We start from the raw sequence: 25,330 nt of genomic DNA, 5'->3' as shown, positions 1-25,330 counted from the left end.
CGTCTGATCAAAAGCGATTCCTGATTCGGAAGTTTTTTCTTGCGCCATCCAAATTCCTCCCCATCTCCTCACGCACGGCCGGGGGGCAAACACGGAGGATTCCGCATGGCCCAACCCAAGACGCATTCCTATATTCTTCTCGACCGGACAGGCTCCATGTCCTCGATCTGGGTCGAGGCGCTGAGCTCGGTGAACGCCTATGCCGGGGGCATCTCCTCGCAGGCCGGCGACATCGAGCCGGACATTACCCTCGCCGTCTTCGACGCCCAGGACGGGCTGCAGTTCGACGTTCTGCGCCGTTCGGTGAAGGCTAGCGGCTGGCAGAACGTGACCAACAATGAAGCGAGCCCGCGCGGCATGACGCCCCTGTTCGACGCCATCGCCCGCATCATTGCTCTCGCCGAGGCCGACAATCCCGACAAGGCGGTCATCGTCATCATGACGGACGGGGAAGAGAACGCGTCCCGCGAGGTGAAGAAGGAAGGCGTGAAAGCGGCCCTCGACCGCGTCGAGAAACGTGGCTGGGAAGTCGTCTTCCTCGGCGCCGAGTTTGCGAACTTCGCGGATGCCGACGCCGTGGGCATCGCGTCTCACCGCTCCATGGCGATGTCGGCGCCGATGATGCGCGGCTCCATGGAAAAACTCGCGCGCAAGTCTCAGGCCTATTACCAGAATGCCGAAGCGAACGTCATGTTCGACGAGACCGACCGCGCCGAAGCAGGCGAGGCCGATGTGCAGAAGCGCAAGAGCACCGGCTTCTTCAAGTCGAAGAAATAGTCCGAATCTGAACACCCGTTCAGCCAGAACGGCCCGCCGGGGAACCGGCGGGCCGATTTCCTTCCAAACAGCTATGTTCGGCCACAGACGCGCCCCAATCCTCGGGAAATCTGCAAGGACAGAAGACCGGGAAAGGGACGCCCCATGAAATCGCTCATCTCATTGCTCGCCGCCGGGACCGCCGCCATCGCGCTGGCCGGCGCGGCCTCCGCCAAGCCTGCGACGCCGACGGATATCGTCGCGATTGATCCGGGTGCGGTACATTCCTACATCCTGCTCGACCGGACGGGCTCAATGTCCGACATCTGGGACGAAGCGCTTGGCTCGGTCAATGCCTATGCCGCGAGCGTCGGCGAGGCGGACGAGGGCGAGATCGACGGCGCCGACATTGAGACGGATGTGACGCTTGCCGTGTTCGACTATCAGGACGGCATGCAGTTCGACGTGCTGCGCGATGGCGTGAAGGCCGAAAACTGGGCGAACGTCACCAATGATGAAGCCAATCCGCGCGGCATGACGCCCCTGTTCGATGCCATCGGGCGCATGGTGAACCTCGCCGAAGCCGACAAGCCGGAAAAGGCCGTCATCGTCATCATGACGGATGGGCTCGAAAACTCCTCCCGTGAACTGACGAAAGAGGGCGCAAAGGCCGCGCTCGACCGGGCCCGTGCCAAGGGCTGGGAGGTCGTCTTCCTCGGCGCAGAATTCGCGAGCTTCGATGATGCGGAAGGCATCGGCATGGATGCCTCCAAGACCATGGCGGTCGGGCAGGGCAGCATGCAGAACTCGATGTCGGCCCTCGCCAAGAAATCCCGTGCTTATGGCAAGGGCGAGGAAGCCGAGATCGAATTCAACGAACAGGACCGCGCGCTTGCCGATGAGGAAGGCGTGAAGGAACGCCAGGGGCAGTAGGCCCCGTCACGGAACGAGGCCGGGCCGCCTCCGCCGTGACCCCCTGCACGCGACACGCCCGGACCCGGAAGCCCGCTCCCTGCCAGGTGGAGCGGGCTTTTTGCTGCACGTTGGCCAGTCTGGTTGACGGGCGGTTAACTCCTGCTGAGCAGTATGCACGCTGATCCCGTGGGTCTTTGAGTCCATGGCAATATTCTCTGTTCCGGTGACACAGTATGGCTCAGGCGACCCACGATACGAATGAAGTGCCCTTCAGCTTCGACGAGCTGTTCTTCTCCCGCACGGACGAGGCGGGCATCATCCGCTTCGGCAACGCCGTGTTCCAGCGGGTCTCCATCTATGAATGGGACGAACTGCTGAACAAGCCGCACAAGATCGTGCGCCACCCGGATACACCGCGCGCCGTGTTCCATCTCTTGTGGGATACAATCAAGGGTGGATGGCCGATCGGGGCCTATGTGAAGAACCGGGCGAAGGACGGGCGCCACTATTGGGTGTATGCCATCGTGACGCCGGTCGAGGGCGGCTTCCTGTCGGTGCGCCTGAAGCCTTCGAGCGATGTGTTCAAGGTCGTGCGCCAGCTCTATCCGGAATTCTCGGCGATGGAGCGGCAGCAGAAACTGGAACCCGGCGAGAGCGCGGGCCTGCTGATGGAGCGGATTCAGGGGCTCGGTTTCGAGACTTATACCGCCTTCATGACCGCCGCGCTCGGCAAGGAACTCGCCGCGCGTGACGCGCAGCTGGGCAACCCGGCCGATCCGACCCTGCGCCATTTCGACCTGCTGCTCGACTCTGCCCGCCACCTGCAGATCCAGGCCGGCCGCATCATCGATGCCTACAAGCTGAACGAGATCGTGCCGACGAATTTCCGGATCCTTGCCTCCCAGCTCGGCCAGGAAGGCGCCGCGATCGGCGTCATCTCCAACAATTATGCCATGCTCTCCGAAGAGATGCGCGGCATTCTCGAAACATTTGTGGCGTCGGCCAAGGACGTCGAACAGGCGATCAGCGTCGGCTATTTCATGGTGTCGACGGTGCGTGTGCAGCGCGAACTGGTCGACTATTTCGTTACGGAATCCGATTCCGCCGCGAACATCACGGAAATGGACCTGTTGAGTCGTCAGCGTGCGGCCTATATCGCCCGCGCCAAGGCCGGCTTGCAGGAGATCGGCGCCAAGGTTGCCGGCTTCCGCCAGTCCTGCCTGGAGCTTAACCGGCTGGCCACTGGCCTCGAAGTGATGCGGGTGATCGGCAAGACGGAATGTTCGCGTCACCTCGCCGTGAAGGACCGGGTCGACAAGCTGCTGAGCGACCTACAGGTGTTCCAGCGGACGATTGCCGGCGCACTGCGCGAAATCGAAAGCCTGAACAACACGATCGAGGTCGAGACGGACCTCCTGATCGAACAGGCTGACGCAGCCGCATAATCGCGCCGACCGGACGTGACGCTGGGCCGCGGTCTGGATAATCTGCCGCGCATGACCCGCCGCAAGCGCTCATCCATCCGACAGGGAACCTGGCGCCGGGTGCTGGCCTATGGGGCGGCGCTGGCTGCAGGCGCGGGCGTGCTGCAATGGCCGCAACACAGGGAGAGTGTCGCATGAGTTCGCTGTCAGGTGATCTGACCGGAGGGTGTGCCTGCGGGCGGGTGCGATACAGGCTGAAAGTTGAGCCCATGATCACGCATTGCTGCCATTGCACCTGGTGCCAGCGGGAAACCGGGTCGGTGTTCGTGATAAATGCCGTGATCGAGATGAGCGAAGTGGAATTGCTCGGCGACGGACCCGAAATGGTGCTGACACCCAGCGCAAGCGGCAAGGGCCAGCCCATCGCGCGATGCCCCGAATGCCGGGTCGCGGTCTGGAGCCATTATCAGAACGCCGGAGCGCTTGCGGCTTTCATCCGGGCAGGCACGCTGGACGATAAGTCTGCCGTCGCGCCGGACGTGCACATATTCACGTCAAGCAAGGTTCCCTGGCTGGAACTGTCCGACGGAAAGCCCGTCTTCGCGGAATTCTATCCCAACCCTCGCGCCGTCTGGACGCGCGAGGCCAGCGCGCGCTGGAGCGCAATGATGGCAATGCGGAAGGCGCAATAAAAAACCCGCTCTTTCGAGCGGGTTTTTTGGCTGCGCGGCGCGCGCGGCAGCCTCAGCGCGGCGCCATGCGGATGGCGCCGTCGAGGCGGACGTCTTCGCCGTTGAAGTAGCCGTTGCGGCACATCTCGACGGCGAGCGAGGCGTATTCGTCCGGATTGCCGAGGCGGGCCGGGTGCGGCACCTGGGCGCCGAGGGCCTGCTTCACCGGCTCGGGCGCGCCCTGCAACAGCGGCGTGTTGAAGATGCCGGGCAGGATCGTGTTGACGCGGATGAATTCGCGGCTGAGGTCGCGGGCGATCGGCAGGGTCATGCCGACAACGCCGCCCTTGGAGGCGGAATAGGCGGCCTGGCCGATCTGGCCGTCTTCGGCGGCGACGGAGGCGGTGTTGACGATGGCGCCGCGGTCGCCGCAGGGCAACGGGTCGAGGCTCATCATGCCGGCGGCGGATTTCGCGATGCAGCGGAAGGTGCCGACGAGGTTGATCTGGATGATCAGGTTGAACTTATCGAGCGGGAAGTGGCTGATCTCGCCCGTGTTCTTGTCGCGGCTGGCGGTCTTGATGGCGTTGCCGGTGCCGGCGCAGTTGACGAGGATCCGCTCCTGGCCGATGGCGGCGCGGGCCTTTTCGAAGCCGGCGTCGACGCTGGCATCGTCGGTGACGTTAACCTGGCAGAACACGCCGCCGAGTTCCTTGGCGAGCGCTTCGCCTTTTTCGGCGTTGAGGTCGAACAGGGCGACCTTGACGCCGTAGCTCGCCAGTTTGCGGGCCGTGGCGGCGCCGAGGCCGGATGCCCCGCCGGTGATGACCGCCGAAATCGAAGAATTGAGTTCCATGGGCGCTGCCCTCCCTTGTTTCGTAAAACTTTGCAGATCATCTATAGTGCTGACAGGAGGACGCAATGTCTGACGCAGCGGAAGTTATCAATACGGTTCTGGACGCGGACGGGAAGTATATCCCGCGGTCGATCGAGCGGGATGCGCGCACGGCCACCGGGCTGGTGCCGAAGCTGTTGCGCGTAGCTGGCCGGATCCCGTTTGCCGACGACCTCGCGGCGGCCTATTTCGCCGCCATCGACCCGAAGACGCCGCTGAAGGCGAAGGCGGTGCTGTTCGCGGCCGCGGCCTATTTCGTGACGCCCCTCGACCTGTTGCCGGACTTCATCGCCGGGCTTGGCTTTACCGATGATGCCACCGTTCTGGCCACCGCCATCGGCGTTGTCGGCATGCATATCAAGGACCACCACCGGGCCGCGGCGCGGCGCCTGCTGCGCCTGCCGGAACCGGTGAAAGAGGACTGATCCCGACATGACTCCCGACCTTATCGCGCTGACCAGCGCGCTCGTTCTTGGCGTGCTGTACTGGCTGCTATGGTGCTGGCGCGAGGATGGCGGCCTTCTTAAGACGCTGGTGAAGACCGGCTCGACGGCACTGCTCGCGCTGTTTGCCTACCTTGCCGGCGGGCCGTGGCTGCTGGTGGCGGGGCTGGCGCTGTCGTCGGCGGGCGACTTGTTCCTGGCGCTGGATGGGCGGGATGCGGACAAATGGCTGAAGCCCGGCATGGGGGCGTTTTTCCTCGCCCATGTCGCCTATATCGCCCTGTTCTGGGGATTGCCTGTGTCGGGCGGGAACTGGCTGGTGCCGGTGGCGCAGGTCGTGCTGGCGCTGGCGGGCGTCACCTATGCGCGCTGGCTGTCGCCCTCGCTGGGAGAGATGCGGATACCCGTGTTTGCCTATACGGGCATCATCCTCGGCATGGGGGTTCTGGCCCTGAGGCTGGACCCGCAATACCTGGCTGTGACGCTGGGCGCGATGATGTTCGTTGCCTCCGACATGATCCTCGCGCTGCAGCTGTTCACGCGCCCGGCAGGGGAGGCGCCGAGGGTTGTGCCGTCAATCCTGGTCTGGGGGCTGTATTACGGCGGACAGGCGCTGATCGCCTGGGGCGCGGTGCACCCGTTCGCCTAAAAGGGCCGGTCGCCGTCCACCGTGGCGCGGCGCATGTGGCGGCGGTGGCCGTGATAATCGTTGAGGGCATAGTGCCAGACACAGCGATTGTCCCACATGGTGACGTCGCCCGCCTGCCAGCGCACGCGGCAGGTGTTGCGCTCTTCCTTTGAGAGATCGAACAGGTAATTCAGCAGCGGCCGGCTTTCCTTGCGGCTCCAGCCGGCAAAGCGCAGCGTGAAGGCCGGGTTGACGAAGAGGCCCTTGCGGCCGGTTTCCGGATGGGTGCGGATGACGGGATGCTCGTATTCCGGGGCATCCGGCGCGGCGGTCGCGTCCATGGATTCGCGCACGGCAGCGGAATAGCCGTCGGCGCCATATTCCTTGCTGGCCGTGTGGATGGCCGTCATGCCGGCCAGGGTTTTCTTCAGGCCCTCGGACAGGCGGTCATAGGCCGCCTGCTGGTCTGCGAACAGCGTGTCGCCGCCATAGGGTGGCACTTCGATGGCATGCAGGATGGAGCCGAGGGCGGGCGTCTCCAGGAAGCTCATGTCGGAATGCCAGCCGCCGCCGAAATTGGTTTTCTCTTCCGGCTCCTTGATGATTTCGAGGAGTTCGGGATGCCCCTCCATACCCTTGACGTAAGGGTGAATGTTCAGCGTGCCGAAGCGGCGGGCGAAGGCCTTGTGCTGGTCCGGCGTCATGCCGTTCTGGCCGCGCAGGACGATGACCTTGTGGTCGAGGAAGGCCTGGTGGATGGCGTCGAACTCGGTATTCGACAGGCCTTTCTTCAGGTCGGCGCCGAAGATTTCCGCGCCGAGCGTGCCGGTCAGGGGCTGGATGGTCAGGCTCAAGGGTTCCTCCGTTTTCCCGGCGCTTGCTGGCGCTCTTTTGCCGGAAGCTTAACAGGTTGCGGCATCAGGTCACGCGCTATCGCGTCACGAAAATGCCGTTTGCAAGCGTCCCCGAAATATGAGACAGACGCCGTGGGCCAGGCGCCCCCAACGGCGCCCAGCCTATCTGTAAGGATAGGAGTAAAAACAGATGACGACTGTCGCTAAGCCGAACGTGCGGCCAGATTGCCCGCACTTCTCGTCCGGACCTACCGCCAAGCGGCCGGGCTTTTCCCTTGAAAAACTGAACACTGCCGCTCTCGGCCGCTCGCACCGTTCCTCGGATGCGAAGAAGAAGCTGAAAGAGGCGATCGACCGCACCAAGACCATTCTTGGCCTGCCGGACGGTTATCGCGTGGCCATCGTGCCCGCGTCCGATACCGGCGCCGTGGAAATGTGCATGTGGTCCATGCTGGGCGCAAAGCCGGTGGACGTCTTCGCCTGGGAAAGCTTCGGGCAGGACTGGGTGACGGATGCGACCAAGCAACTGAAGCTGAAAGACTGCAACACCCATGTCGGCGATTATGGCGAGCTGCCGCCTTTCGAAAAGGCGCGCGACGATGCCGACATCATCTTCACCTGGAACGGCACCACTTCCGGCGTGCGCGTGAAGAATGCCGACTGGATCAAGCCGAACCCGGATCGCGTGGTGATCTGCGATGCGACCTCGGCGGCCTTTGCGCAGGATATCGAGTGGGAAAAGCTCGATGTGGTGACCTATAGCTGGCAGAAAATCCTCGGCGGGGAAGCGGCCCATGGCATGCTGATCCTTTCGCCCAACGCCGTGAAGCGGCTTGAGACGTTCACGCCGGACCGTCCGCTGCCCAAGCTGTTCCGCATGACCAAGGGCGGCAAGCTGGACGAGGCGCTGTTTGAAGGCGCGACGATCAACACGCCCTCCATGCTGTGCGTGGAAGATTACCTGCAGGCCCTCGACTGGTGCGAGGAACTGGGCGGCTGGAAAGCGCTGAAGGCGCGCTCCGACGAAAGCCTCGACGTGCTGACCGACTGGGTGGCGAAGACCGATTGGGTGGAGTTCCTTTGTCCGGATGCGGAGGTTCGCTCGAACACGGGCGTCACGTTCAAGATCACCGACCCGCGCGTTGCGGGGATGGATGAGGCCGGCCAGCGGGACTTCGTCAAGAAACTGATGAAGCGCCTCGAAAAGGAAAACGCCTGCTTCGACGCCGCCGGCTATGCCAAGGCCCCTCCGGGCCTGCGCATCTGGGTCGGCGCCACGGTGGAGCCCGACGACGTCCGCAAGCTGCTGCCCTGGCTCGACTGGGCCTTCGCAGAAGAAGTGGCCGCGCTTTGAGGTGCTGAAATGCCAACTCTCGAGCAATTGTCGGGAGAGCGCTGGCCAGATCCCGAACCTGACGCCACGCCACTCGTAAAAAAGTGCGCAAGGTACGTGCGTGCAGACCTCGATTCGATCAGCGACGAAGGTATCCGGCTGTTAGTGGGCCAACGGATTTATCTGAAGCATTTGCTTCCAGTGGCGTTGGAACGACTTGATCAAAACCCCTGGCTCTCAGGCGATTTTTATCAAGGCGACCTACTCAAAGCCGTTGTCGGCTCTTCGAATGATAAGGACGCGGACAACTTCCGTATTCAGATCAAGGACGTCGCAAGAAAAGCACTCCAGCTCAAAATTCCAGAACACACGCCGGACGATGTTGTTTCGGCAATCAAGCAACTTCTAAAAGAGACACATTAAGCCATGCCCAAAGTCCTTATCGGAGACAAACTCTCCCCCGCCGCCGTGGAGATCTTCCATGCCCGCGGCATCGAAACCGTCACCAAGACCGGCCTCGACACGGCCCAGCTGATTGCGGAGATTCCGGAATATGACGGCCTCGTCGTGCGCTCGGCCTGCAAGCCGAACGCCGAGGTCATCGCTGCGGCGAAGAACCTGAAAGTCATCGGCCGGGCCGGTATCGGCGTCGACAATATCGACATCAAGGCCGCGACCGCCAAGGGTGTCGTGGTGATGAACACGCCGTTCGGCAACGCCATTACCACGGCCGAGCACGCCATCGCGATGATGTTTGCGGCCGCCCGCCAGATCCCGGCGGCGAATGACGAGACGCAGGCCGGCAAGTGGCCGAAATCCGGCTATATGGGCATCGAGGTGTCCTACAAAACGCTCGGCCTGATCGGGGCAGGGAATATCGGCAGCCGCGTCGCCGAGCGCGCCATGGGCCTGAAGATGAAAGTCGTCGCCTATGACCCTTTCCTCACCGAGGAGCGGGCAGTTGAGATCGGTGTCGAGAAAGTGGAGCTCGACGATCTGCTGAAGCGCGCCGATGTGATCACGCTGCATGTTCCGCTCACGGACCAGACGAAGAATATCCTCAGCCGCGAAAACCTCGCCAAGACCAAGAAGGGCCTGATCCTGGTCAACTGCGCCCGTGGCGGCCTGGTGGACGAAGAGGCTGTGGCCGAGATGCTGGAAAGCGGTCATCTCGCCGGGGCGGCATTCGACGTGTTCGCGGTGGAGCCGGCCAAGGAAAACGTCCTCTTCGGCAAGAAGAACTTTGTCGCGACGCCGCACCTTGGCGCGGCGACCAATGAGGCGCAGGAGAATGTGGCCCTTCAGGTGGCCGAGCAGATGTCGGACTATCTGCTCTCCGGCGCCGTCACCAATGCGCTCAACATGCCGTCCATCACGGCCGAGGAAGCGCCGCGCATCAAGCCGTTCGCGGTGCTGGCTGAAAAGCTGGGCGCCTTTGCCGGCCAGATTTCGGACTATGGCTATGATGAAGTCGTGATCGAGTATGAGGGCGAAGTTGCCGACCTCAACCGCAAGCCGATGACGGCGGCGCTGCTGGCCGGCCTGCTGCGGGCTTCGCGCGGCGATGTGAACATGGTGTCTGCTCCGGCGATCCTCGCCGACAGCGGCGTCAAGCTGACCGAGACCAAGACCGAGGGCAGCCCGATCTATGACAGCCTGATCCGTATCAAGGTGAAGACGAAGGCGACGAAGAACTCGCCGGAAGGCGGCTGGCGCACGCTCGCCGGAACGCTCATCGCCGGCCATCCGCGCATCGTCGAGGTGAAGGGCATGGCGCTGGAAGGCGATTTCTCGCCGGTCATGCTCTACGTCAACAACCTCGACAAGCCGGGCTTTATCGGCGCGCTTGGCCAGATGCTGGGCGAGGAGAAGGTCAACATCGCGACCTTCCACCTCGGCCGCACGGCAGCCGGCGAGGAGGCGATCGCGCTGGTCGGGATCGATTCGGAGCCGTCGGCCGGCATGATCGACAAGCTGAGCGCCCTGCCGCAGGTCCGCTACGCCAAGGTGCTGACGTTCTGATAGCGGCAACACGCCTGCAGTGACTGAGAAGACGGGCGGCCCGAGGGTCGCCCGTCTTTGTTTTCAGGCCCGTGGCGCGAAAGTCACCAGACAGGGCAAACTGGCACAGCGTGTCCGGACGACCCTTGACGGGGAAGCGCCGGGCGCCTTTCTCGCCTGTAATGATTCAGGGAGTTTCCATGCGCCGCTATCTCGTCCCCGCCGCCCTTGCCGCCGCTTCGTTTGCCGGTCCGGCTTCTGCCGACCTTGTCAGCGAAGTGCGCCTTGGCGTGATGCAAGAGAATGTCTGCGTCCTCGATTGCGACAATGCCAACAAGGAGCCGGGCCAGAGCATCAATGGCGACCTGTTGTTCAATTCGCCGGGCTTCCTGAAGTTCGCCTGGAGCCCGAAGCCCTACATCATGGGCAGCGCCAATCTTCAGGGCGATACCAATTTCGGCGGCGTCGGCCTGCACTGGTCGTTCCCGATCGCGAAATCGTGGCACTTCGAGCCGAGCTTCGGCTATGTCATCCATGACGGCGAGCTCGAGAGCCCGTATCCGCAGGGCGATCCGCGCGGCGATGCCTTCACCGAGGATCATGTGCTGCTGGGCTCGCGCGACCTTTTCCGCACGACGCTGGGCCTGCATCATGACCTGAGCGACACCTGGGGCGTCGAGCTGATGTATGAGCATCTCAGCCACGGCCAGGTGCTGGGCGACGGCCGCAATCAGGGCCTCGACAATATTGGCGTGCGCGTCAGCTACAGCTTCAACTAGGCCTGCGCGCCAAAGCCCCCTTGCTTTTCCGGCGTGAATCCTGCCCATGGGCCGCGAACGATTGAGGAGCGGCACATGGCAGGGGTTGTGGTCGTAGGCGCCCAGTGGGGCGACGAGGGCAAGGGCAAGATTGTCGACTGGCTGTCGAGCCGGGCCGACGTGGTGGTCCGCTTCCAGGGCGGGCACAATGCCGGCCACACGCTGGTAATTGACGGCAAGGTGTTCAAGCTGGCGCTGCTGCCGTCTGGCCTCGTGCGCGGCGGCAAGCTGTCGGTGATCGGCAATGGCGTCGTGGTCGATCCGTGGCACATGCTGACCGAGATCGAAGGGATCCGGGGGCAGGGGGTGGAAGTTTCACCCGAGAGCCTCGTTCTGGCCGACAATGCCTCGCTGATCCTGCCCTGGCACAAGGACATCGATGCGGCCCGTGAAGGCGCGCTCGGCGCCGCGCAGATCGGCACGACGAAACGCGGCATCGGCCCGGCCTATGAAGACCGCGTTGGCCGCCGGGCGATCCGCGTCGCGGACCTGGCCGACCCTGCCGCCCTCGACATGAAAATCGAGCGCCTGCTGGCGCATCACCGTCCGCTGCGCGCGGGGCTGGACCTGCCGGAGCCGGATGGCGAGGCGCTGAAGGCGGAGCTGCTGAAGATCGCACCGCAGATCCTCGCCTATGCCCAGCCGGTCTGGAAAGTTCTGGACGAGAAGGTGCGCGCCGGGCGCCGCATCCTGTTCGAAGGTGCGCAGGGCGTGATGCTGGACGTCGACCACGGCACATATCCCTTCGTGACCTCGTCGAATGTGGTGGCGGGCAATGCGTCTGCGGGTTCGGGCGTCGGACCCGGCGCGATTTCCTATGTGCTGGGGCTTGCGAAGGCCTACACGACGCGCGTCGGCGCCGGGCCGTTCCCGACCGAGCAGGACAATGAGATCGGCCAGCGCATGGGCACGGTGGGCCATGAGTTCGGCACCAATACCGGCCGGGCGCGGCGCTGCGGCTGGTTCGACTCGGTGATGGTCAAGCAGGCCTGCGCAACCTCGGGCGTGAGCGGGCTCGCGCTGACCAAGCTCGACGTGCTGGACGGGTTCGACGAGATCAAGGTGTGCGTCGCCTATCGCCTGAATGGGCAGGAAATCGACTATTTCCCGGCCGGGCTGACGGATCAGGCAGCGGTGGAGCCGGTGTACGAGACGCTGCCCGGATGGACGGGCTCGACGCGCGGCGCGCGCAGCTGGGTCGACCTGCCGGCGGAGGCGGTGAAATATGTCCGGCGCCTCGAAGAACTCGTCGGCAAGCCCTGCGCACTGGTCTCGACCAGCCCGGAACGCGAGGATGTGATCCTCATGCGCGATCCGTTTGAAGGCTGAGCCTCAGCGGTAGGCCGCGACCGACAGGTAGACCTCACCTTCCTCGTTGAAGAGGAAGGTTTCGGCGACCTGCTGCTCACGGTGGTTCGTGTACAGAATGGTGACAGCGTCCGAGCTGACGAGTACGTCGTCGAGCGCGAAGAAAAGCTGCGGCGCGCTGCCCAACGCCGTGGTCCAGTAGGCCTGCAGCGCCTTCTTGCCTTTGACGCAGGTGGCATCATTGCCCATCACGAGCGAGATGCGCGGGCTGTGGAAGACGACGTCGTCGGCATAGTGCGACAGGATACGGTCGATATCCCGGTCGTTCCATGCCGACAGCCAGTCGTTTGCAAACTCCTCCGCGAAGGCGCGGGTGAGCATGATCAGCCAGCCTGTCCGGTGACTTCCAGGATGTCTTCCACCGTGCGCAGGCCCGGCTTCGGTGCCGTCACGAGCACGGCCATGTTTCCGGGCAGGTGCTTGTTGTCGAGCATCTTCTCATGTGCGGCCGGGATGTCGGCCCAGGGGAAGACTTCCGACATGCCGGGGTCGATACGCCGGTTGATGACGAGCTCGTTGGCGGCGGAGGCCTGTTTCAGGTTGGCGAAGTGGCTGCCCTGCACGCGCTTCTGGCGCATCCAGAGGAAGCGGGCATCCATGGTGAGGTTGAAGCCCGTCGTGCCGGCGCAGATTACCACCATGCCGCCGCGCTTCACCACGAAGACCGAGACCGGAAAGGTCGACTCGCCCGGATGCTCGAACACCATGTCGACGTCTTTCTTGCCGGTGATGTCCCAGATCGCCTTGCCGAACTTGCGGCTCTCTTTCATGTAGTCGGCGAATTCCGGGCCGTTGACCGTGGGCAGCTGGCCCCAGCAATTGAAGTCCTTGCGGTTCAGCACGCCCTTGGCACCGAGGCTGAGGACATAGTCGCGCTTGTCTTCGGAAGAGACGACACCGATGGCGTGCGCGCCGGTGACGGCACAGAGCTGGACCGCGAAGCTGCCAAGGCCGCCGGACGCGCCCCAGACCAGCACATTGTCGGCCGGCTTCAGGATGTGCGGGCGGTGGCCGAACAGCATCCGGTAGGCGGTGGCCAGCGTCAGCGTGTAGCAGGCGCTTTCTTCCCAGGTGAGGTGCTTTGGGCGCGGCATGCACTGGCGGGCCTGCACGCGGGTGAACTGGGCGAAGGCGCCGTCCGGCGTCTCATAGCCCCAGATCCGCTGGCTGGGCGAGAACATCGGGTCGCCGCCATTGCATTCCTCGTCGTCGCCATCGTCCTGGTTGCAGTGGATGACGACTTCATCGCCGGGCTTCACGCGGGTCACCTTGCGGCCCACGGCCCAGACGATGCCGGCGGCGTCGGAGCCGGCGATGTGATAAGGCTGCTTGTGGCCGTCGAAAGGGGAGACCGGCTCGCCGAGCGCCGCCCAGACGCCGTTATAGTTGACACCTGCGGCCATCACGAGGACGAGGACTTCGTCGGAATCGATCTCCGGCACCGGCACCTGCTCGACCTGCATGGCCGTGCCCGGCCGGCCATGGCGCTCGCGGCGGATCGCCCAGGCGTGCATCATTTTGGGGACATGGAATTCGGGCGGAATCTCGCCCATTTCGTATATGTCTTTGACTTCCCGGCTCATTTCGGAAGGGCCCTCCTTCATGTTTCTTCCCAAGGGCTGCCCCGAGACACGGTCTTTCGCGTGACTTCACAAGGCCCCCGGCTCGCGTCACCTTGGCGTCATGATTGCCCCGATGCAAGATTTTTTGTTGCGGTGCACAAAATGACGCGAGGAGCGTGACAAAATGACAATCGGCCAGACGGTCTTCCTCAATGGGACATTTCGTCCGACGGGCGAAGCAGCGATTTCGCCTTTCGACCGCGGGTTCCTGTTCGCCCATGCCGCCTATGAAGTGACGGCGGTGTATGACGGACGCTTCATCGACCTTGAAGGGCATCTGGCGCGCCTTGATCGCACGCTGGCGGGGATCGACATTCCCAATCCCTATACGGACGATGCCTGGGCCAACCTGCACCTGGAGCTGATCGACCGGAACGGGCTGGAAGAGGGGCTGGTTTACCTTGAAGTGACGGCCGGCGCCTACGGGATGCGCGATTTCGCCGGGCCGGAGACGTTCGCGCCGACCGTGTTTCTCTATGCGGACTCAAAGCCGCTGATCGGCGAGGTGGCGCGCGACGGCATCCGCGCGATCTTCATGGACGATACGCGCTGGAAGCGGCGCGACATGAAGACAGTCCAGCTGCTGAGCCAGGCGCTGGCCTATCGGGCCGCGAAGGGCGAAGGCGCCGAGACGGCCTTCCTCGTGGAAGGCGGAAAGGTGACGGAGGCGGCCTCGGCCAATGCGTGGATCGTCGATGCCGAGGGGCGGCTCATCACGCGGGAGCTGTCGCCATCCATCCTGCCGGGAATTACGCGGGCGGGCGTTTTGTCGCTGCTGGAGGGCACCGGCATCGAACTGGTCGAGCGGGCCTTCACGCCGGAAGAGGCGCAAGGCGCGGCAGAAGCCTTCACCTCGTCGGCTGGCGCAATGATCGCACCCGTGATCGCATTGAACGGACGGCCCGTCGGGGATGGCCGGCCGGGCCGCGTGACCCGGCGGATCCAGCGCCTCTATTACGAGGCGATGGGAGCCGATGTGGCGAAGGTGGCGCCATGGGCGCTCGGCTGAGCGGCAAGAACGGCGCGGACCTTGAGGGCCAGGATCGTGCTGGCCAGCAGAAGCGTCACGGCATTGGCTAGGATCACCGGCATCGCGCCGCTCATCAGGCCATAGGCGAGCCAGCCGGCAACGCCGCTGGTGAACATGGCGTACATGGCGAGGGAAATGCCGTCGGTGTTCCGCGTGCGCAGGACGAGCAGGGCCTGCGGCAGAAAAGACAACGTTGTCAAAAGCGCAGCAACGATTCCGACGGCTTCGATGAATTGGGTCATGGGGGAGGGCTCCAACACGGTATCGCTAACATAGCTCATGCGCGAGCGGGCTGAAACGCCTGTTTCAGCGTGAGTCACATGCGAAACTGCATGACTAATCGAGGTCGCGGAACTCGCCTTCGATGATGTCGTCTGGGCGGTTGGCCGGACCCTGGGATGGGCCGGCGCCTGAGCCAGGCGCGTGGCCGGGCGCGAAAGGCGCTTTCAGCTGGGTGACGATGAAATTCGCCTCGGTCGCGGCAAGGCGCGCGCTCCAGGCGTTCATGCCGTAGACGATGGCTGTCGTGCCCCCGGCGAGGAGAAGGTCGATCCAGCCGAAACCGCGCGCCAGGGCCGTGTCGCGGAACAGTGCAAGGAGGCCCAGGGTAACCACGAAGATGCCCAGAAGCAGGCCGGTTCGCACGGCAAATCCCGGCCAGAAGGCGCCGGGATCGGGCAGGCGTGTCTCGCCGGCCGCGCGAAGGAACCGTGTGCGCTCGATCCACGAGACCAGCATCATTCCCGCGGCCAGAAGGAGCAGGACCAGGAAGCTGCGTTCGAGCACGGCGGCGAGCGCCGCGGCGGCAGGGAACGCGAACAGCGACAGAAGGCGCAGGCGCAGCGCGAGCTGGATCTGGCCGGGAGACAGCGGGTCTGGCGGAAGGTTCGTCATGGACTGCATGTGGCCCACCTGCCCTGCAGCTGCAAGGCGCCGGGCGCAAGACCAAGGTGTGGCCATAGTGCCGCTTGTCAGCCGCAGGCCGGGCGGGCATGTTGCGCCGCAGCAGAAAAGTTTGCGCGGGGAGGCGCACCGCATGGCCGATAGCCACACTCCTATTCAGCACGCCCCTGACCGGCCGTGGATCTTCCGCACCTATGCCGGCCATTCGACGGCGAAGAAGTCGAACGAACTCTACCGGATGAACCTCGCCAAGGGTCAGACGGGCCTCTCCATCGCCTTCGACCTGCCGACGCAGACGGCCTATGACGCCGACCATATCCTGGCGCGGGGCGAAGTCGGCAAGGTTGGCGTGCCGGTCAAGCATCTCGGCGACATGCGCGAGCTGATGGCCGAACTGCCGCTGGAGCAGATGAACACGTCCATGACGATCAATGCGCCGGCGGCCTGGCTGCTGGCGCTGTATGTGGCGCTGGCCGACGAACGCGGCGACGACCGCAAGAAACTGCTCGGCACAACGCAGAACGACATCGTCAAGGAATACCTCTCGCGCGGCACCTATGTGTTCCCGCCGGAGCCGTCGATGCGGCTGATCTCCGACATGGTGACCTGGTGCTATACCGAGGTGCCGAAGTGGAATCCGATGAATGTCTGCTCCTACCATCTGCAGGAAGCGGGCGCGACGCCGGAACAGGAGCTCGCCTATGCGCTGGCGACGGCGATTGCAGTTCTGGACCGCGTCAAAGCTGGCGGGCAAGTTCCGGAATCAGACTTTGATATCGTGTTCGGCCGCATCTCCTTCTTCGTCAATGCGGGAGTGCGTTTCGTAACAGAACTTTGCAAGATGCGTGCCTTTGTGGAACTCTGGGAAGAGATCGGCCGCGAGCGCTATGGCGTCACCGATCCGAAGGCGCTGCTCTTCCGCTATGGCGTGCAGGTGAACTCGCTGGGCCTGACCGAGCCGCAGCCGGAAAACAATGTCTATCGCATCCTGATCGAGGCGCTCGCCGTCACGCTGTCCAAGAAAGCCCGCTGCCGGGCGCTTCAGCTGCCGGCCTGGAACGAGGCGCTCGGCCTGCCGCGGCCCTGGGACCAGCAATGGTCGCTCCGCCTGCAGCAGATTCTCGCCTATGAGACAGACCTCCTCGAATATGAAGACCTGTTCGACGGCAGCCATGTGGTTGAAGGCAAGACGGATGAGCTGAAAGAGCTTGCCCGCGCCACACTGGCGAAGATCGACGAACGCGGCGGGGCGACAAACTCCATCGACTATATGAAGGAGAGCCTGGTCGGCGCGCATATCGAGCGCGTCAAGGCGATCGAGGCCGGCAATCTCACCGTCGTCGGCGTCAATCGGTACACGGAGAGTGAGGCAAGCCCGCTGGGCGCAGGCGACGGTGCCATTCAGACGGTCGATCCGGCGGAAGAGATGATGCAGGTCCGTGAGCTGATGAACTGGCGTGCGACGCGCGACACGAAAGCCGCCAATGCGGCGTTGCATGCCCTCAAGGCCGCAGCGAAGGACGGGGTCAATATCATGGAGCCGTCCATCGCCTGCGCCAAGGCCGGCGTGACGACCGGCGAATGGGGAACGGCGATGCGCGAAGTCTTCGGCGAATATCGCGGGCCAACCGGGGTCGCGCTGGTTGTGACGTCCTCCGGCGAGGAAGACATCGAAGCGGTGCGCAAGGATGTTGACCGTGTGTCGAAGGCGCTTGGCCGGCGGCTCACCTATGTGCTCGGCAAGCCGGGCCTCGACGGCCACTCCAACGGCGCCGAACAGATCGCCGCGCGGGGCAGGGAAGTCGGCATGGATGTCGTCTATGAAGGCATCCGCTTCGCCCCGGCCGAGATTGCGGCGCAGGCCAAGGCGGCCGACGCGCATGTGGTCGGCCTCTCGATCCTCTCGGGCAGCCATCTGGACCTCGTGCGCGAGACGCTCGCCGAACTCCGCAAGGCTGGCCTCGACCATGTGCCGGTCGTCGTCGGCGGCATTATCCCGCCGGAAGATGCACGGGCCCTGCGCCAGATGGGCGTCGCCCGCATCTATACGCCCAAGGATTTCAGGATCACCGAAATCATGGGCGACGTGGTCGGCATTGTCGAGAAGGCCTGGCTCGTGAAAGGCTGAGTTGCCCGGCCTGCTGAGGACGGCTAAGCGAGTCCTTCGCTTTGAAGGAACCCGGCCATGCCGAAGAACGCTCCTTTTGAACTCGGTTGGGAGGAATGGCTGTCCCTGCCAGACCTCGGCCTGCCGGCGATCAAGGCCAAGATCGACACCGGCGCGAAGACCTCGGCGCTGCATGCCAGCGTGATCGAGCCGTTCGGCCCGCCTGCCAATCCGCAGGTGCGGTTCCTGATCCAGCCGGACCCGAACGATCCGTCGCTGGAAGTGACCTGTTCGGCCCCGGTGGTGGACCGGCGGGAAGTAACGAGTTCCAATGGCGTGACGGAGCTGCGTTACGTCATCGAGACTGTGGTCGAGATGGGCACACGCCGCTTCCCGATCCAGCTGACACTGTCGAACCGCGAGACGATGACCTACCGGATGCTGTTCGGGCGCGGGGCGATCCAGCCGGACATGGTGGTGGACGCAAATGAATCCTTCCGCATGCCGGAATTGTCCTACGACCTTTATAAGGGCCTGCCGAAAAAGACGCCGGTGAAACGGCCGCTGCGGATTGCGCTGCTGACGCGGGAGCCGAACAATTATTCCTCCCGCCGTCTGGTCGAGGCGGCGCGGGCCCGCGGGCATGTCATCGAGACGATCGACACGGCGCGCTGTTACATGCAGATCGGCACGCTCTATCCAACCGTGCATTATGACGGCAAGGCGCTGCCGCGATACGATGCGGTCATCCCCCGCATCGGGGCGAAGATCACCGACTATGGCATGGCCGTGCTGCGGCAGTTCTCGAATACGGGGGCGTTCTGCTTGAATGGCGCCGGGTCGATCGGCCGGTCGCGCGACAAGCTGCTGGCCCAGCAGCTGCTGGCGCGCGCGAACATTGCGATGCCTGTGACGGCCTTCGCCCACAGCCCGAAGGATACCAAAGACCTGATCGACCTCGTCGACGGGACGCCGGTGGTCCTGAAACTGCTGACCTCGACGCAGGGGCGCGGCGTGGTGCTGGCCGAGACGCGCAAGGCGGCGGAGAGCCTGGTCGACGCATTCCGCGGGCTCGATGCGGACTTCCTCGTTCAGGAATTCGTGGCCGAGGCGGCGGGCGCCGATGTGCGCGCCTTCGTCATCGGCAACAAGGTGGTCGGCGCGATGAAGCGGCAGGCGCAGAAGGGTGAGTTCCGCTCGAACCTGCACCGCGGTGGTACCGCCTCCAATATCCGCCTCACCGCTGCCGAGCGCGACACGGCGCGGGAGGCGGCGAAGGTGCTGGGCCTCAATGTAGCGGGTGTCGACCTTCTTCAGACGTCTGAGGGTCCGAAAGTGCTGGAGGTGAATTCCTCGCCCGGCCTCGAAGGCATCGAAAAGGCAACCGGCAAGGACATCGCCGCGCTGATCATCCAGCATGTCGAGCGGCAGGTGCGCCCCTTGTCCCGCGACCGCGAGGCGCTGGGCCGACCAAGCCGCCGGATCAACGTGAACTGAAGAGGCGTCCCTTTTCGGTGATGAGGATGACGGCCAGCGAGCAGACGCCGAGACAGACAAAGCCGAGCATGAGGGGCACGGTCGTGCCATTGTACTGGCTGCCTATGGCCATGCCGATGAGGCTGGCCACCGTCGTCGTCGCGAATCCGTAGGCGGCCGAGGCTGTGCCCGCGATCTTGCCCAGCGGCTCCATCGCCAGCGCCGAGAAGTTCGATCCCATCAGACCGAAGCAGGCGAAGGTGAGAATGAACATGGGGTAGAAGCGCGCCAGGCTTTCTCCGAAAACAAGGGTCAGCAGGGCGGACGCAGCCGACAGGAGCGTGAACAGGATCAGCGCGGAATGGCTGATTCTCCGCATGCCAAGCTTTTCGACAAGGCGTGAATTGGTGAAGTTCGCGCCCGCCATCATGATCGCGACGCCCGCGAACCAGAGCGCGAAATCATCGTGCCGGTGGAACACTTCGCGGAAGATCTGCTCCGAGCTTGCGATGAAGGAAAACAGCGCCCCGAACACGATGCCGGAGGCGCACATGTATCCGAATGTGACCGGCGTGCGGATGACTTCGTTATAGGCTGCCAGCGCATTGCTGAGGTTGAGTGGCCGGCGCCGCGCAACCGGCAGCGTTTCCGGAAGCCGGGCAAAGGTCCATCCAAGCATGACGATGCCGAAGATCACCAGGGCGCCGAAAATCCATTCCCAGGGGCCAACGAACAGGACGATCTGGCCGATGGCCGGGGCGATGATCGGAATGATCATGAAGATCGTCATGACCAGTGACATGAACCGCGCCATCTGGCGTCCGGCGAATAGGTCGCGCACCACTGAGGTGGCGACGAGCCGGGCGCCTGACGCGAAGACGCCCTGCACGAAGCGGGCGGCCAGCAGCATGTGGAATTCACGGATCGCGATGCAGAGGACCGCCGTCACGATATAACCGGTCAGGCTGACGAAAAGCGGCATGCGCCGCCCGAAGCGGTCGGTGATCGGCCCCCAGAGGATCTGCGGCGCGCCGAAGCCCAGCACATAGGCGAAGATGATCAGCTGCTGGCGATTGTCGCTTTCGACGCCCGCCGAGGTGAGGCCCACATCGTGCGCGATCTGGTTCAGCGCCGGCAGCATGATGTCTATGGCGAGGGCATTCATCGCCATCAGGCCGGCGATCATCACAACGAGTTCGCTGCGCCCCGGAATGGGCCGGCCGGGTGCGTCTGAGTGCGGCGCCATGTTCTGCATGTCAGGCACCCTGTGCACCCCTTCGATCAAACCGTGTCCAGCCGGGCTATCTGGGCCGGTCCGGCCGGTTTGGCCAGAGCGGCAGCGGCATTTTCGTCAGAAAGTGAAAAGCCCCGCCGGAGCGGGGCTTTGAAGAGGAGGGGGCGGGGCCTGATCAGCCTTCGTCCGGCCGCATGATGGTGCCGCTGAGATTCATGATCACTTCATCCGCGTCGAAATAGGCCGCATCGTCGGGCTTCTCGCCCTTGCCCATCAGGATCTCGGCGGTCGCGACATAGCGGGTGGATTCCCGGTATTCTGTCGGCGCGCCCCAGAACGGGTCATAGAAGGGATCGTAGAAGCGCGAGCGATAGATCGGTGCGCGCGGGCTGAAATAGTAATAGTCGAGATAGAAGTGGTTGTAGAAGGGCGAACCGGCTCCGCCGACCGCCACCATCCGGCTATCGGCATCCGTATCGCGGCGCACGACGCGGAAATGGTCGTAACCGTTCAGCTTCGTCAGCTCCGCCGCGCGATAAAGCAGGTAGGTCTCGACCGTTTTGCGGTCGGTCAGGCTGTTGCCGGCGAACTGGACCTGGAACCGGTTGGTTTCGATCTTCAGCTCCGAATAGCCCATGCTGGACGTCATCGCCGGCTGGTAAGGCGTGGCAGTGGCGCAGGCGCCGAGCATGGCAAGGGCAGCGAGCCCCGCGGCGATCTTGAGTCTGGGCATGGGGCATAAACCTCCGGAGCGAGTCTTCGAGCCGGTCCCCTGACCAGCCTGAAACAGGATTACCTATATCAGCTGATATAAAGCTGACCTGTCTGAATGTAACTTGAATATCCGGGGGATGAGCGGACACAAATAGGTGATCGGGGGCACAAAAAAGGGCGGCCGGGGCCGCCCTTTTTCATTCGTCTGGTGCCAGAGATCAGGCGGCCTTGTAGCCGATGACGGCCTTGGTTTCGAGGAATTCCTCAAAGCCCATCTCGCCCCATTCGCGGCCATTGCCCGACTGGCCGTAGCCGCCGAACGGCGCGGCGAAGTCCGGCGGTGCGCCGTTGACATTGATCTGGCCGGCGCGGATGCGGTTGGCCACCTTGTAGGCATCTTCTTCCGGACCCTGCACATAACCGGCAAGGCCGTAGACCGTGTCGTTGGCCATGGCGATGGCATCCTCGACATCGTCATAAGGCAGGATGCAGAGCACCGGCCCGAAGATTTCCTCGCGCGCGATGGTCATGTCATTGGTGACATTCGCAAACACTGTGGGACGGGTGAAGTAGCCCTTGTTGAAGCCTTCCGGGCGGCCGGGGCCACCGGCAACGAGGGTTGCGCCCTCGTCGATGCCCTTCTGGATCAGATCCTGGACCTTCTGCCACTGGGTGCCGTTCGAGATCGGGCCGATGGAGCCCGGCGTGCCTTCCGACGGCATCATCACCTTCACGGATTCTGCTGCGGCCTTGGCGATGGCGATGGCTTCGGCCTGCTGGTCCTTCTGCACGAACATGCGCGACGGCGCGTTACAGGACTGGCCCGTATTGTTCATCATGTGCATGACGCCGCCGGTGACGGCCTTTTTCAGGTCGGCATTCGGCAGGACGATGTTCGGGCTCTTGCCGCCGAGTTCCTGGGCGACGCGCTTGACGGTCGGGGCTGCGGCCTGCGCCACCAGCACGCCGGCACGGGTCGAGCCGGTGAAGCTGACCATGTCGACATCCGGGTGCGAGGAGAGGGCGGAGCCGACGCCGGGCCCATCACCGTTGACGAGGTTGAACACGCCTTTCGGGACGCCGGCCTCATGCAGGATTTCGGCGAAGATGTAGGCATCAAGCGGCGCGATTTCCGACGGCTTCAGCACCATGGTGCAGCCGGCGGCGAGGGCCGGAGCGACCTTGCAGGCGATCTGGTTCAGCGGCCAGTTCCAGGGCGTGATGAACCCGCAGACGCCGATCGGTTCTTTCCGCAGGAGGGTCGTGCCTTTCAGCTCTTCCCATTTGTAGTTCCGCAGGATCGCCGCTGTGGTGGCGAAATGGCCCATGCCGGCAGGCACCTGCGCGGCATTGGCGAGCCAGGCCGGGGCGCCCATTTCGCTGGAGATGGCTTCAGCCAGTTCCGGGATGCGCTTCTGGATGCCGGCGGTGATCTTGTCGAGCAGCTCGGCGCGGTATTCCACGCTGGTCTGCGAGAAGGCGGGGAAGGCCGCCTTGGCCGCGGCAACCGCCTTGTCCACATCGGCCTTGGAGCCGAGCGAAATGACGGCGAAGTTTTCTTCCAGCGCGGGGTTCTCGACTTCGAGCGTGCGCGGCGTGACGGGGTCGACCCATTCACCATTGATGTAGAATTTGAGATATTCTTTCATGCCGCTCGGGCCTCCCTTGGGTTTTTGCCTTTGCAGACAAGTATAGGGGAGCGACCCGCGCCCTGCGAGTCCTGACGCTAGGAAAGGTAGGGCTTCACTCAGCCGTGAACACGGTCCACGTCATAGGCGGCAATCGTCGCCAGATTGACGATGTCGCCGACGGTCGCGCCGAGCGAGGCAATCTGGACCGGTTTTTCGAGGCCAAGCAGCATCGGGCCGATCACGGTCGCACGGCTCATCGATTCCAGCAGTTTGGTGGAGATCGACGCGGCATGGATCGCCGGCATGACCAGCACATTGGCCGGGCCCTTGAGGCGGGAGAAGGGATACAGCATCCAGTGGTTCGGGTTGAGCGCCACATCGGCGTTCATGTCGCCTTCGTATTCGAAGTCGATGCCTTCCATCTGGTCGAGGATTGCGACGGCTTTGCGCACTTTCTCGCCGCGCTCGCCCATCGGATTGCCGAAAGTGGAGTAGGAGAGGAACGCCACACGCGGCACGAAACCGACCGAAGCCACGGCGCGGGCCGCTTCGATGGCGATGCTGGCGAGTTCCTCGCCCTGCGGAAGTTCGGTGACGCTGGTGTCGGCGATGAAGACGGTCTTGCCGCGGTTGATTACCATGGACATGCCGATCACGGCCTGGCCGGGGATAGGGTCCAAGACCATCTGTGCGTCCTTGAGCGCCACGTCATAGTTCCGGGTGACGCCGGTGACCATGCCGTCGGCGTCGCCATTTTTCAGCATGCAGCAGCCGAAGACGTTGCGGTCCTGGTTCACGAGCCGCTGCACGTCGCGCTTCAGGTAGCCTTCGCGCTGCAAGCGGGCGTACAGCATATCCGTATAGACCGGATTGTTGTCCGACAGGCGGGCATTGATGATCTCGAGCGAGCCGGACGGCACGCCCATCAGTTCCATCGTCGCTTCGACCTGCGCCTCGCGGCCGATCAGGATGGGATGGCCGAGGCCCTGGTTCTTGAAGCTGTAGGCGGCGCGCACGACGGAAGGCTCTTCGCCCTCGGCGAAGACGATGCGGCGCTGGAGTTCCTTGCAGCGGGCCTGCACGCCTTCGAGGAAGGCTGCGGCCGGATCGGCCCGGCGCTTCAACGAGGCGCGGTAGGCATCCATGTCGGCGATCGGCTTGCGGGCAACGCCTGTGTCCATCGCGGCTTGCGCCACGAAAGGCGGAATGAAGCTGATCAGGCGCGGATCGAACGGCGTCGGGATGATGTAGTCGCGGCCAAACGTAGGACGCGAGCCGTGATAGGCGGCGGCGACTTCGTCCGGCACGTCCTCGCGAGCCAGTTCGGCGATGGCCTGCGCGCAGGCGACCTTCATTTCCTCATTGATGCCGCGGGCGCGTACATCGAGGGCGCCGCGGAAGATGTAGGGGAAGCCGAGGACATTGTTGACCTGGTTCGGATAGTCCGACCGGCCGGTGGCGATGATGGCGTCGTCGCGGACCGACTTGATGTCTTCCGGCGTGATTTCCGGGTCCGGATTGGCCATGGCGAAGATGATGGGGTTCTTTGCCATCGACTTGACCATGTCCTTGGTCACTGCACCCTTGACCGAGAGGCCGAGGAAGACGTCAGCGCCCTCCATGGCCTCCGCCAGCGTCCGCTTCTTGGTCTTCACGGCGAAGGCGGACTTGAACTGGTCCATCTTCTCGGTGCGGCCTTCATAGACGACGCCCGCAGTGTCGCACATCAGGATGTTCTCGGCCTTGACGCCGAGATGGCGGATGAGGCCCGCGCAGGAGAGGCCCGCCGCGCCGGCGCCGGAGACGGCGACCTTCACGTCGGAGAGCTTCCGCCCGGTGATAAGGCAGGCATTGATGAGGCCGGCGGTGGCGATGATGGCCGTGCCGTGCTGGTCGTCATGGAAGACCGGGATGTCGAGTTCCTCGCGCAGCCGGCTTTCGATGATGAAACAGTCGGGCGCGGAAATGTCTTCGAGGTTGATGCCGCCCCAGGTGTCGCCGATGTTGCGCACGGTGCGGATGAAGTCTTCGGCGTCGGTGGTGCTGACCTCGACATCGAAACTGTCGATGTCGGCAAAGCGCTTGAACAGGACCGACTTGCCTTCCATCACCGGCTTCGACGCCATCGGGCCGAGATTGCCGAGGCCGAGAATGGCGGTGCCGTTGGAAATCACGGCAACGAGATTGCCCTTCGACGTATAGTCGTAGGCCTTGTCCTCATCCTCTGCGATGGCGAGCACCGGCACCGCGACGCCGGGGCTGTAGGCCAGCGACAGGTCGCGCTGGGTGCCCATGGGCTTGGTCGGCGCCATGGAAATCTTGCCGGCATTCGGCTTGGAGTGGAAATCGAGGGCTTCCTGGTCGGTAAAGCTCGGGCGCTTGGACGTCATGGGGGAGAATCTGGCTTGCAAAATTTTGTGATGAGGCGCCGGACCCTAGGCCGCGCCGCCCGCACTGCCAACCGCTAAAAGCGTCCTGTGGCATTCCGCCAGCGAATGGCTGGTCTG

At 63.8% G+C, this 25,330-nt stretch carries 25 protein-coding genes; 15 read left to right on the top strand and 10 right to left on the bottom strand.

The window, feature by feature from the left end; translation table 11 throughout:
* The first annotated feature begins 105 nt into the window (after positions 1–105).
* The 5 genes from R3C13_RS03955 (at position 106) to R3C13_RS03935 (ending at position 3,787) form a co-directional block, all read left to right on the top strand.
* A complete protein-coding gene (locus R3C13_RS03955; protein ID WP_371309493.1) occupies positions 106–777 on the top strand; it encodes a VWA domain-containing protein in 672 nt (223 codons plus the stop codon).
* Between the two features lie 144 nt (positions 778–921).
* Positions 922–1,689, top strand: a complete 768-nt coding sequence (locus R3C13_RS03950; RefSeq protein WP_371309492.1) for a VWA domain-containing protein — start codon at positions 922–924, stop codon at positions 1,687–1,689.
* A gap of 215 nt (positions 1,690–1,904) precedes the next feature.
* Complete coding sequence (locus R3C13_RS03945; RefSeq protein WP_371309491.1) at positions 1,905–3,116, top strand: PAS domain-containing protein; 1,212 nt, start codon at positions 1,905–1,907, stop codon at positions 3,114–3,116.
* Between the two features lie 51 nt (positions 3,117–3,167).
* A complete protein-coding gene (locus R3C13_RS03940) occupies positions 3,168–3,293 on the top strand; it encodes a hypothetical protein (RefSeq protein WP_371309490.1) in 126 nt (41 codons plus the stop codon).
* Complete coding sequence (locus tag R3C13_RS03935; protein ID WP_371309489.1) at positions 3,290–3,787, top strand: GFA family protein; 498 nt, start codon at positions 3,290–3,292, stop codon at positions 3,785–3,787. The genes R3C13_RS03940 and R3C13_RS03935 overlap by 4 nt, the downstream gene beginning before the upstream one ends.
* A gap of 52 nt (positions 3,788–3,839) precedes the next feature.
* Here the strand turns inward: R3C13_RS03935 and R3C13_RS03930 are convergent, their stop codons facing one another.
* Entirely contained in the window at positions 3,840–4,622 is a 783-nt protein-coding gene (locus R3C13_RS03930) for an SDR family NAD(P)-dependent oxidoreductase (protein WP_371309488.1), read from the bottom strand.
* A gap of 65 nt (positions 4,623–4,687) precedes the next feature.
* Between R3C13_RS03930 and R3C13_RS03925 the strand changes: the two genes are divergently transcribed.
* Both R3C13_RS03925 and R3C13_RS03920 read left to right on the top strand, forming a co-directional pair.
* The gene (locus tag R3C13_RS03925; protein ID WP_371309487.1) at positions 4,688–5,086 is read left to right on the top strand and encodes a YkvA family protein; all 399 of its coding nucleotides are present in this window, start codon (positions 4,688–4,690) and stop codon (positions 5,084–5,086) included.
* A gap of 7 nt (positions 5,087–5,093) precedes the next feature.
* Positions 5,094–5,753, top strand: coding sequence for a lysoplasmalogenase (locus R3C13_RS03920; RefSeq protein WP_371309486.1), 660 nt, complete (start codon positions 5,094–5,096; stop codon positions 5,751–5,753).
* On the opposite strand, the gene R3C13_RS03915 is transcribed toward R3C13_RS03920, so the two are convergent.
* Positions 5,750–6,586 carry a TauD/TfdA dioxygenase family protein gene (locus R3C13_RS03915; protein ID WP_371309485.1) on the bottom strand — a complete coding sequence of 279 codons (837 nt, stop codon included), beginning with the start codon at positions 6,584–6,586 and terminating at the stop codon, positions 5,750–5,752. The two genes, R3C13_RS03920 and R3C13_RS03915, sit on opposite strands and share 4 nt — an antisense overlap.
* Positions 6,587–6,776: 190 nt before the next feature.
* Between R3C13_RS03915 and R3C13_RS03910 the strand changes: the two genes are divergently transcribed.
* The 5 genes from R3C13_RS03910 (at position 6,777) to R3C13_RS03890 (ending at position 12,067) form a co-directional block, all read left to right on the top strand.
* Positions 6,777–7,940, top strand: a complete 1,164-nt coding sequence (locus R3C13_RS03910; RefSeq protein WP_371309484.1) for a phosphoserine transaminase — start codon at positions 6,777–6,779, stop codon at positions 7,938–7,940.
* A 9-nt stretch (positions 7,941–7,949) separates the two neighbouring features.
* Positions 7,950–8,342, top strand: coding sequence for a contact-dependent growth inhibition system immunity protein (locus R3C13_RS03905; protein ID WP_371309483.1), 393 nt, complete (start codon positions 7,950–7,952; stop codon positions 8,340–8,342).
* Positions 8,343–8,345: 3 nt separating this feature from the next.
* Positions 8,346–9,941, top strand: a complete 1,596-nt coding sequence (gene serA / locus R3C13_RS03900; protein WP_371309482.1) for a phosphoglycerate dehydrogenase — start codon at positions 8,346–8,348, stop codon at positions 9,939–9,941.
* A 179-nt stretch (positions 9,942–10,120) separates the two neighbouring features.
* Entirely contained in the window at positions 10,121–10,699 is a 579-nt protein-coding gene (locus R3C13_RS03895; protein ID WP_371309481.1) for an acyloxyacyl hydrolase, read from the top strand.
* 75 nt (positions 10,700–10,774) lie between these two features.
* Positions 10,775–12,067, top strand: coding sequence for an adenylosuccinate synthase (locus R3C13_RS03890; RefSeq protein WP_371309480.1), 1,293 nt, complete (start codon positions 10,775–10,777; stop codon positions 12,065–12,067).
* Between the two features lie 3 nt (positions 12,068–12,070).
* Here the strand turns inward: R3C13_RS03890 and R3C13_RS03885 are convergent, their stop codons facing one another.
* Together R3C13_RS03885 and ccrA are read right to left on the bottom strand one after the other, a co-directional pair.
* The gene (locus R3C13_RS03885; protein ID WP_371309479.1) at positions 12,071–12,427 is read right to left on the bottom strand and encodes a nuclear transport factor 2 family protein; all 357 of its coding nucleotides are present in this window, start codon (positions 12,425–12,427) and stop codon (positions 12,071–12,073) included.
* A 2-nt stretch (positions 12,428–12,429) separates the two neighbouring features.
* Positions 12,430–13,689: a crotonyl-CoA carboxylase/reductase gene (gene ccrA / locus R3C13_RS03880; RefSeq protein ID WP_371309478.1), complete on the bottom strand. Its 1,260-nt coding sequence runs from the start codon at positions 13,687–13,689 to the stop codon at positions 12,430–12,432.
* 163 nt (positions 13,690–13,852) lie between these two features.
* Here ccrA and R3C13_RS03875 point away from each other — a divergent pair, with 163 nt between their 5' ends.
* Positions 13,853–14,737 carry an aminotransferase class IV gene (locus R3C13_RS03875; protein ID WP_371309477.1) on the top strand — a complete coding sequence of 295 codons (885 nt, stop codon included), beginning with the start codon at positions 13,853–13,855 and terminating at the stop codon, positions 14,735–14,737.
* Here R3C13_RS03875 and R3C13_RS03870 read toward each other — a convergent pair.
* On the bottom strand, positions 14,683–15,000 hold the full coding sequence (locus R3C13_RS03870; protein ID WP_371309476.1) for a SemiSWEET transporter: 318 nt from the start codon (positions 14,998–15,000) through the stop codon (positions 14,683–14,685). The genes R3C13_RS03875 and R3C13_RS03870 overlap by 55 nt on opposite strands.
* Before the next feature lie 94 nt (positions 15,001–15,094).
* The gene (locus tag R3C13_RS03865; RefSeq protein WP_371309475.1) at positions 15,095–15,661 is read right to left on the bottom strand and encodes a hypothetical protein; all 567 of its coding nucleotides are present in this window, start codon (positions 15,659–15,661) and stop codon (positions 15,095–15,097) included.
* A 133-nt stretch (positions 15,662–15,794) separates the two neighbouring features.
* Here R3C13_RS03865 and R3C13_RS03860 point away from each other — a divergent pair, with 133 nt between their 5' ends.
* Positions 15,795–17,789 (top strand): methylmalonyl-CoA mutase family protein, encoded by a 1,995-nt coding sequence (locus R3C13_RS03860; RefSeq protein ID WP_371309474.1) that lies wholly within the window; start codon positions 15,795–15,797, stop codon positions 17,787–17,789.
* A gap of 57 nt (positions 17,790–17,846) precedes the next feature.
* Positions 17,847–19,265: a 30S ribosomal protein S6--L-glutamate ligase gene (gene rimK, locus R3C13_RS03855; RefSeq protein WP_371309473.1), complete on the top strand. Its 1,419-nt coding sequence runs from the start codon at positions 17,847–17,849 to the stop codon at positions 19,263–19,265.
* On the opposite strand, the gene R3C13_RS03850 is transcribed toward rimK, so the two are convergent.
* From R3C13_RS03850 to R3C13_RS03835, 4 genes are all read right to left on the bottom strand, one after another.
* Positions 19,252–20,499, bottom strand: coding sequence for a multidrug effflux MFS transporter (locus tag R3C13_RS03850; protein ID WP_371309472.1), 1,248 nt, complete (start codon positions 20,497–20,499; stop codon positions 19,252–19,254). The genes rimK and R3C13_RS03850 overlap by 14 nt on opposite strands.
* Positions 20,500–20,653: 154 nt before the next feature.
* Positions 20,654–21,211 carry a hypothetical protein gene (locus tag R3C13_RS03845; RefSeq protein ID WP_371309471.1) on the bottom strand — a complete coding sequence of 186 codons (558 nt, stop codon included), beginning with the start codon at positions 21,209–21,211 and terminating at the stop codon, positions 20,654–20,656.
* A 199-nt stretch (positions 21,212–21,410) separates the two neighbouring features.
* Entirely contained in the window at positions 21,411–22,841 is a 1,431-nt protein-coding gene (locus tag R3C13_RS03840; protein WP_371309470.1) for an aldehyde dehydrogenase family protein, read from the bottom strand.
* A gap of 98 nt (positions 22,842–22,939) precedes the next feature.
* Positions 22,940–25,213, bottom strand: a complete 2,274-nt coding sequence (locus R3C13_RS03835) for an NADP-dependent malic enzyme (protein ID WP_371309469.1) — start codon at positions 25,211–25,213, stop codon at positions 22,940–22,942.
* Positions 25,214–25,330 lie beyond the last annotated feature (117 nt).

This window comes from Hyphomonas sp. (assembly GCF_041398385.1).
Taxonomy (GTDB): Bacteria; Pseudomonadota; Alphaproteobacteria; order Caulobacterales; family Hyphomonadaceae; genus Hyphomonas.
Note: the sequence above shows the minus strand (reverse complement) of the source record. Positions and strands in the feature narration are given on the sequence as shown.

Excerpts from the sequence above, each read along its gene's own strand:
- R3C13_RS03950 (WP_371309492.1), top strand. The coding sequence starts at position 922 with ATGAAATCGCTCATCTCATTGCTCGCCGCCGGGACCGCCGCCATCGCG.
- R3C13_RS03850 (WP_371309472.1), bottom strand. The coding sequence starts at position 20,499 with ATGCAGAACATGGCGCCGCACTCAGACGCACCCGGCCGGCCCATTCCG.
- R3C13_RS03905 (WP_371309483.1), top strand. The coding sequence starts at position 7,950 with ATGCCAACTCTCGAGCAATTGTCGGGAGAGCGCTGGCCAGATCCCGAA.
- R3C13_RS03840 (WP_371309470.1), bottom strand. The coding sequence starts at position 22,841 with ATGAAAGAATATCTCAAATTCTACATCAATGGTGAATGGGTCGACCCC.
- R3C13_RS03845 (WP_371309471.1), bottom strand. The coding sequence starts at position 21,211 with ATGCCCAGACTCAAGATCGCCGCGGGGCTCGCTGCCCTTGCCATGCTC.
- R3C13_RS03860 (WP_371309474.1), top strand. The coding sequence starts at position 15,795 with ATGGCCGATAGCCACACTCCTATTCAGCACGCCCCTGACCGGCCGTGG.
- R3C13_RS03920 (WP_371309486.1), top strand. The coding sequence starts at position 5,094 with ATGACTCCCGACCTTATCGCGCTGACCAGCGCGCTCGTTCTTGGCGTG.
- R3C13_RS03930 (WP_371309488.1), bottom strand. The coding sequence starts at position 4,622 with ATGGAACTCAATTCTTCGATTTCGGCGGTCATCACCGGCGGGGCATCC.
- R3C13_RS03870 (WP_371309476.1), bottom strand. The coding sequence starts at position 15,000 with ATGACCCAATTCATCGAAGCCGTCGGAATCGTTGCTGCGCTTTTGACA.
- R3C13_RS03865 (WP_371309475.1), bottom strand. The coding sequence starts at position 15,661 with ATGCAGTCCATGACGAACCTTCCGCCAGACCCGCTGTCTCCCGGCCAG.
- R3C13_RS03925 (WP_371309487.1), top strand. The coding sequence starts at position 4,688 with ATGTCTGACGCAGCGGAAGTTATCAATACGGTTCTGGACGCGGACGGG.
- R3C13_RS03885 (WP_371309479.1), bottom strand. The coding sequence starts at position 12,427 with ATGCTCACCCGCGCCTTCGCGGAGGAGTTTGCAAACGACTGGCTGTCG.
- R3C13_RS03955 (WP_371309493.1), top strand. The coding sequence starts at position 106 with ATGGCCCAACCCAAGACGCATTCCTATATTCTTCTCGACCGGACAGGC.
- R3C13_RS03835 (WP_371309469.1), bottom strand. The coding sequence starts at position 25,213 with ATGACGTCCAAGCGCCCGAGCTTTACCGACCAGGAAGCCCTCGATTTC.
- R3C13_RS03940 (WP_371309490.1), top strand. The coding sequence starts at position 3,168 with ATGACCCGCCGCAAGCGCTCATCCATCCGACAGGGAACCTGGCGCCGG.
- serA (WP_371309482.1), top strand. The coding sequence starts at position 8,346 with ATGCCCAAAGTCCTTATCGGAGACAAACTCTCCCCCGCCGCCGTGGAG.
- R3C13_RS03875 (WP_371309477.1), top strand. The coding sequence starts at position 13,853 with ATGACAATCGGCCAGACGGTCTTCCTCAATGGGACATTTCGTCCGACG.
- R3C13_RS03890 (WP_371309480.1), top strand. The coding sequence starts at position 10,775 with ATGGCAGGGGTTGTGGTCGTAGGCGCCCAGTGGGGCGACGAGGGCAAG.
- rimK (WP_371309473.1), top strand. The coding sequence starts at position 17,847 with ATGCCGAAGAACGCTCCTTTTGAACTCGGTTGGGAGGAATGGCTGTCC.
- ccrA (WP_371309478.1), bottom strand. The coding sequence starts at position 13,689 with ATGAGCCGGGAAGTCAAAGACATATACGAAATGGGCGAGATTCCGCCC.
- R3C13_RS03895 (WP_371309481.1), top strand. The coding sequence starts at position 10,121 with ATGCGCCGCTATCTCGTCCCCGCCGCCCTTGCCGCCGCTTCGTTTGCC.
- R3C13_RS03945 (WP_371309491.1), top strand. The coding sequence starts at position 1,905 with ATGGCTCAGGCGACCCACGATACGAATGAAGTGCCCTTCAGCTTCGAC.
- R3C13_RS03935 (WP_371309489.1), top strand. The coding sequence starts at position 3,290 with ATGAGTTCGCTGTCAGGTGATCTGACCGGAGGGTGTGCCTGCGGGCGG.
- R3C13_RS03910 (WP_371309484.1), top strand. The coding sequence starts at position 6,777 with ATGACGACTGTCGCTAAGCCGAACGTGCGGCCAGATTGCCCGCACTTC.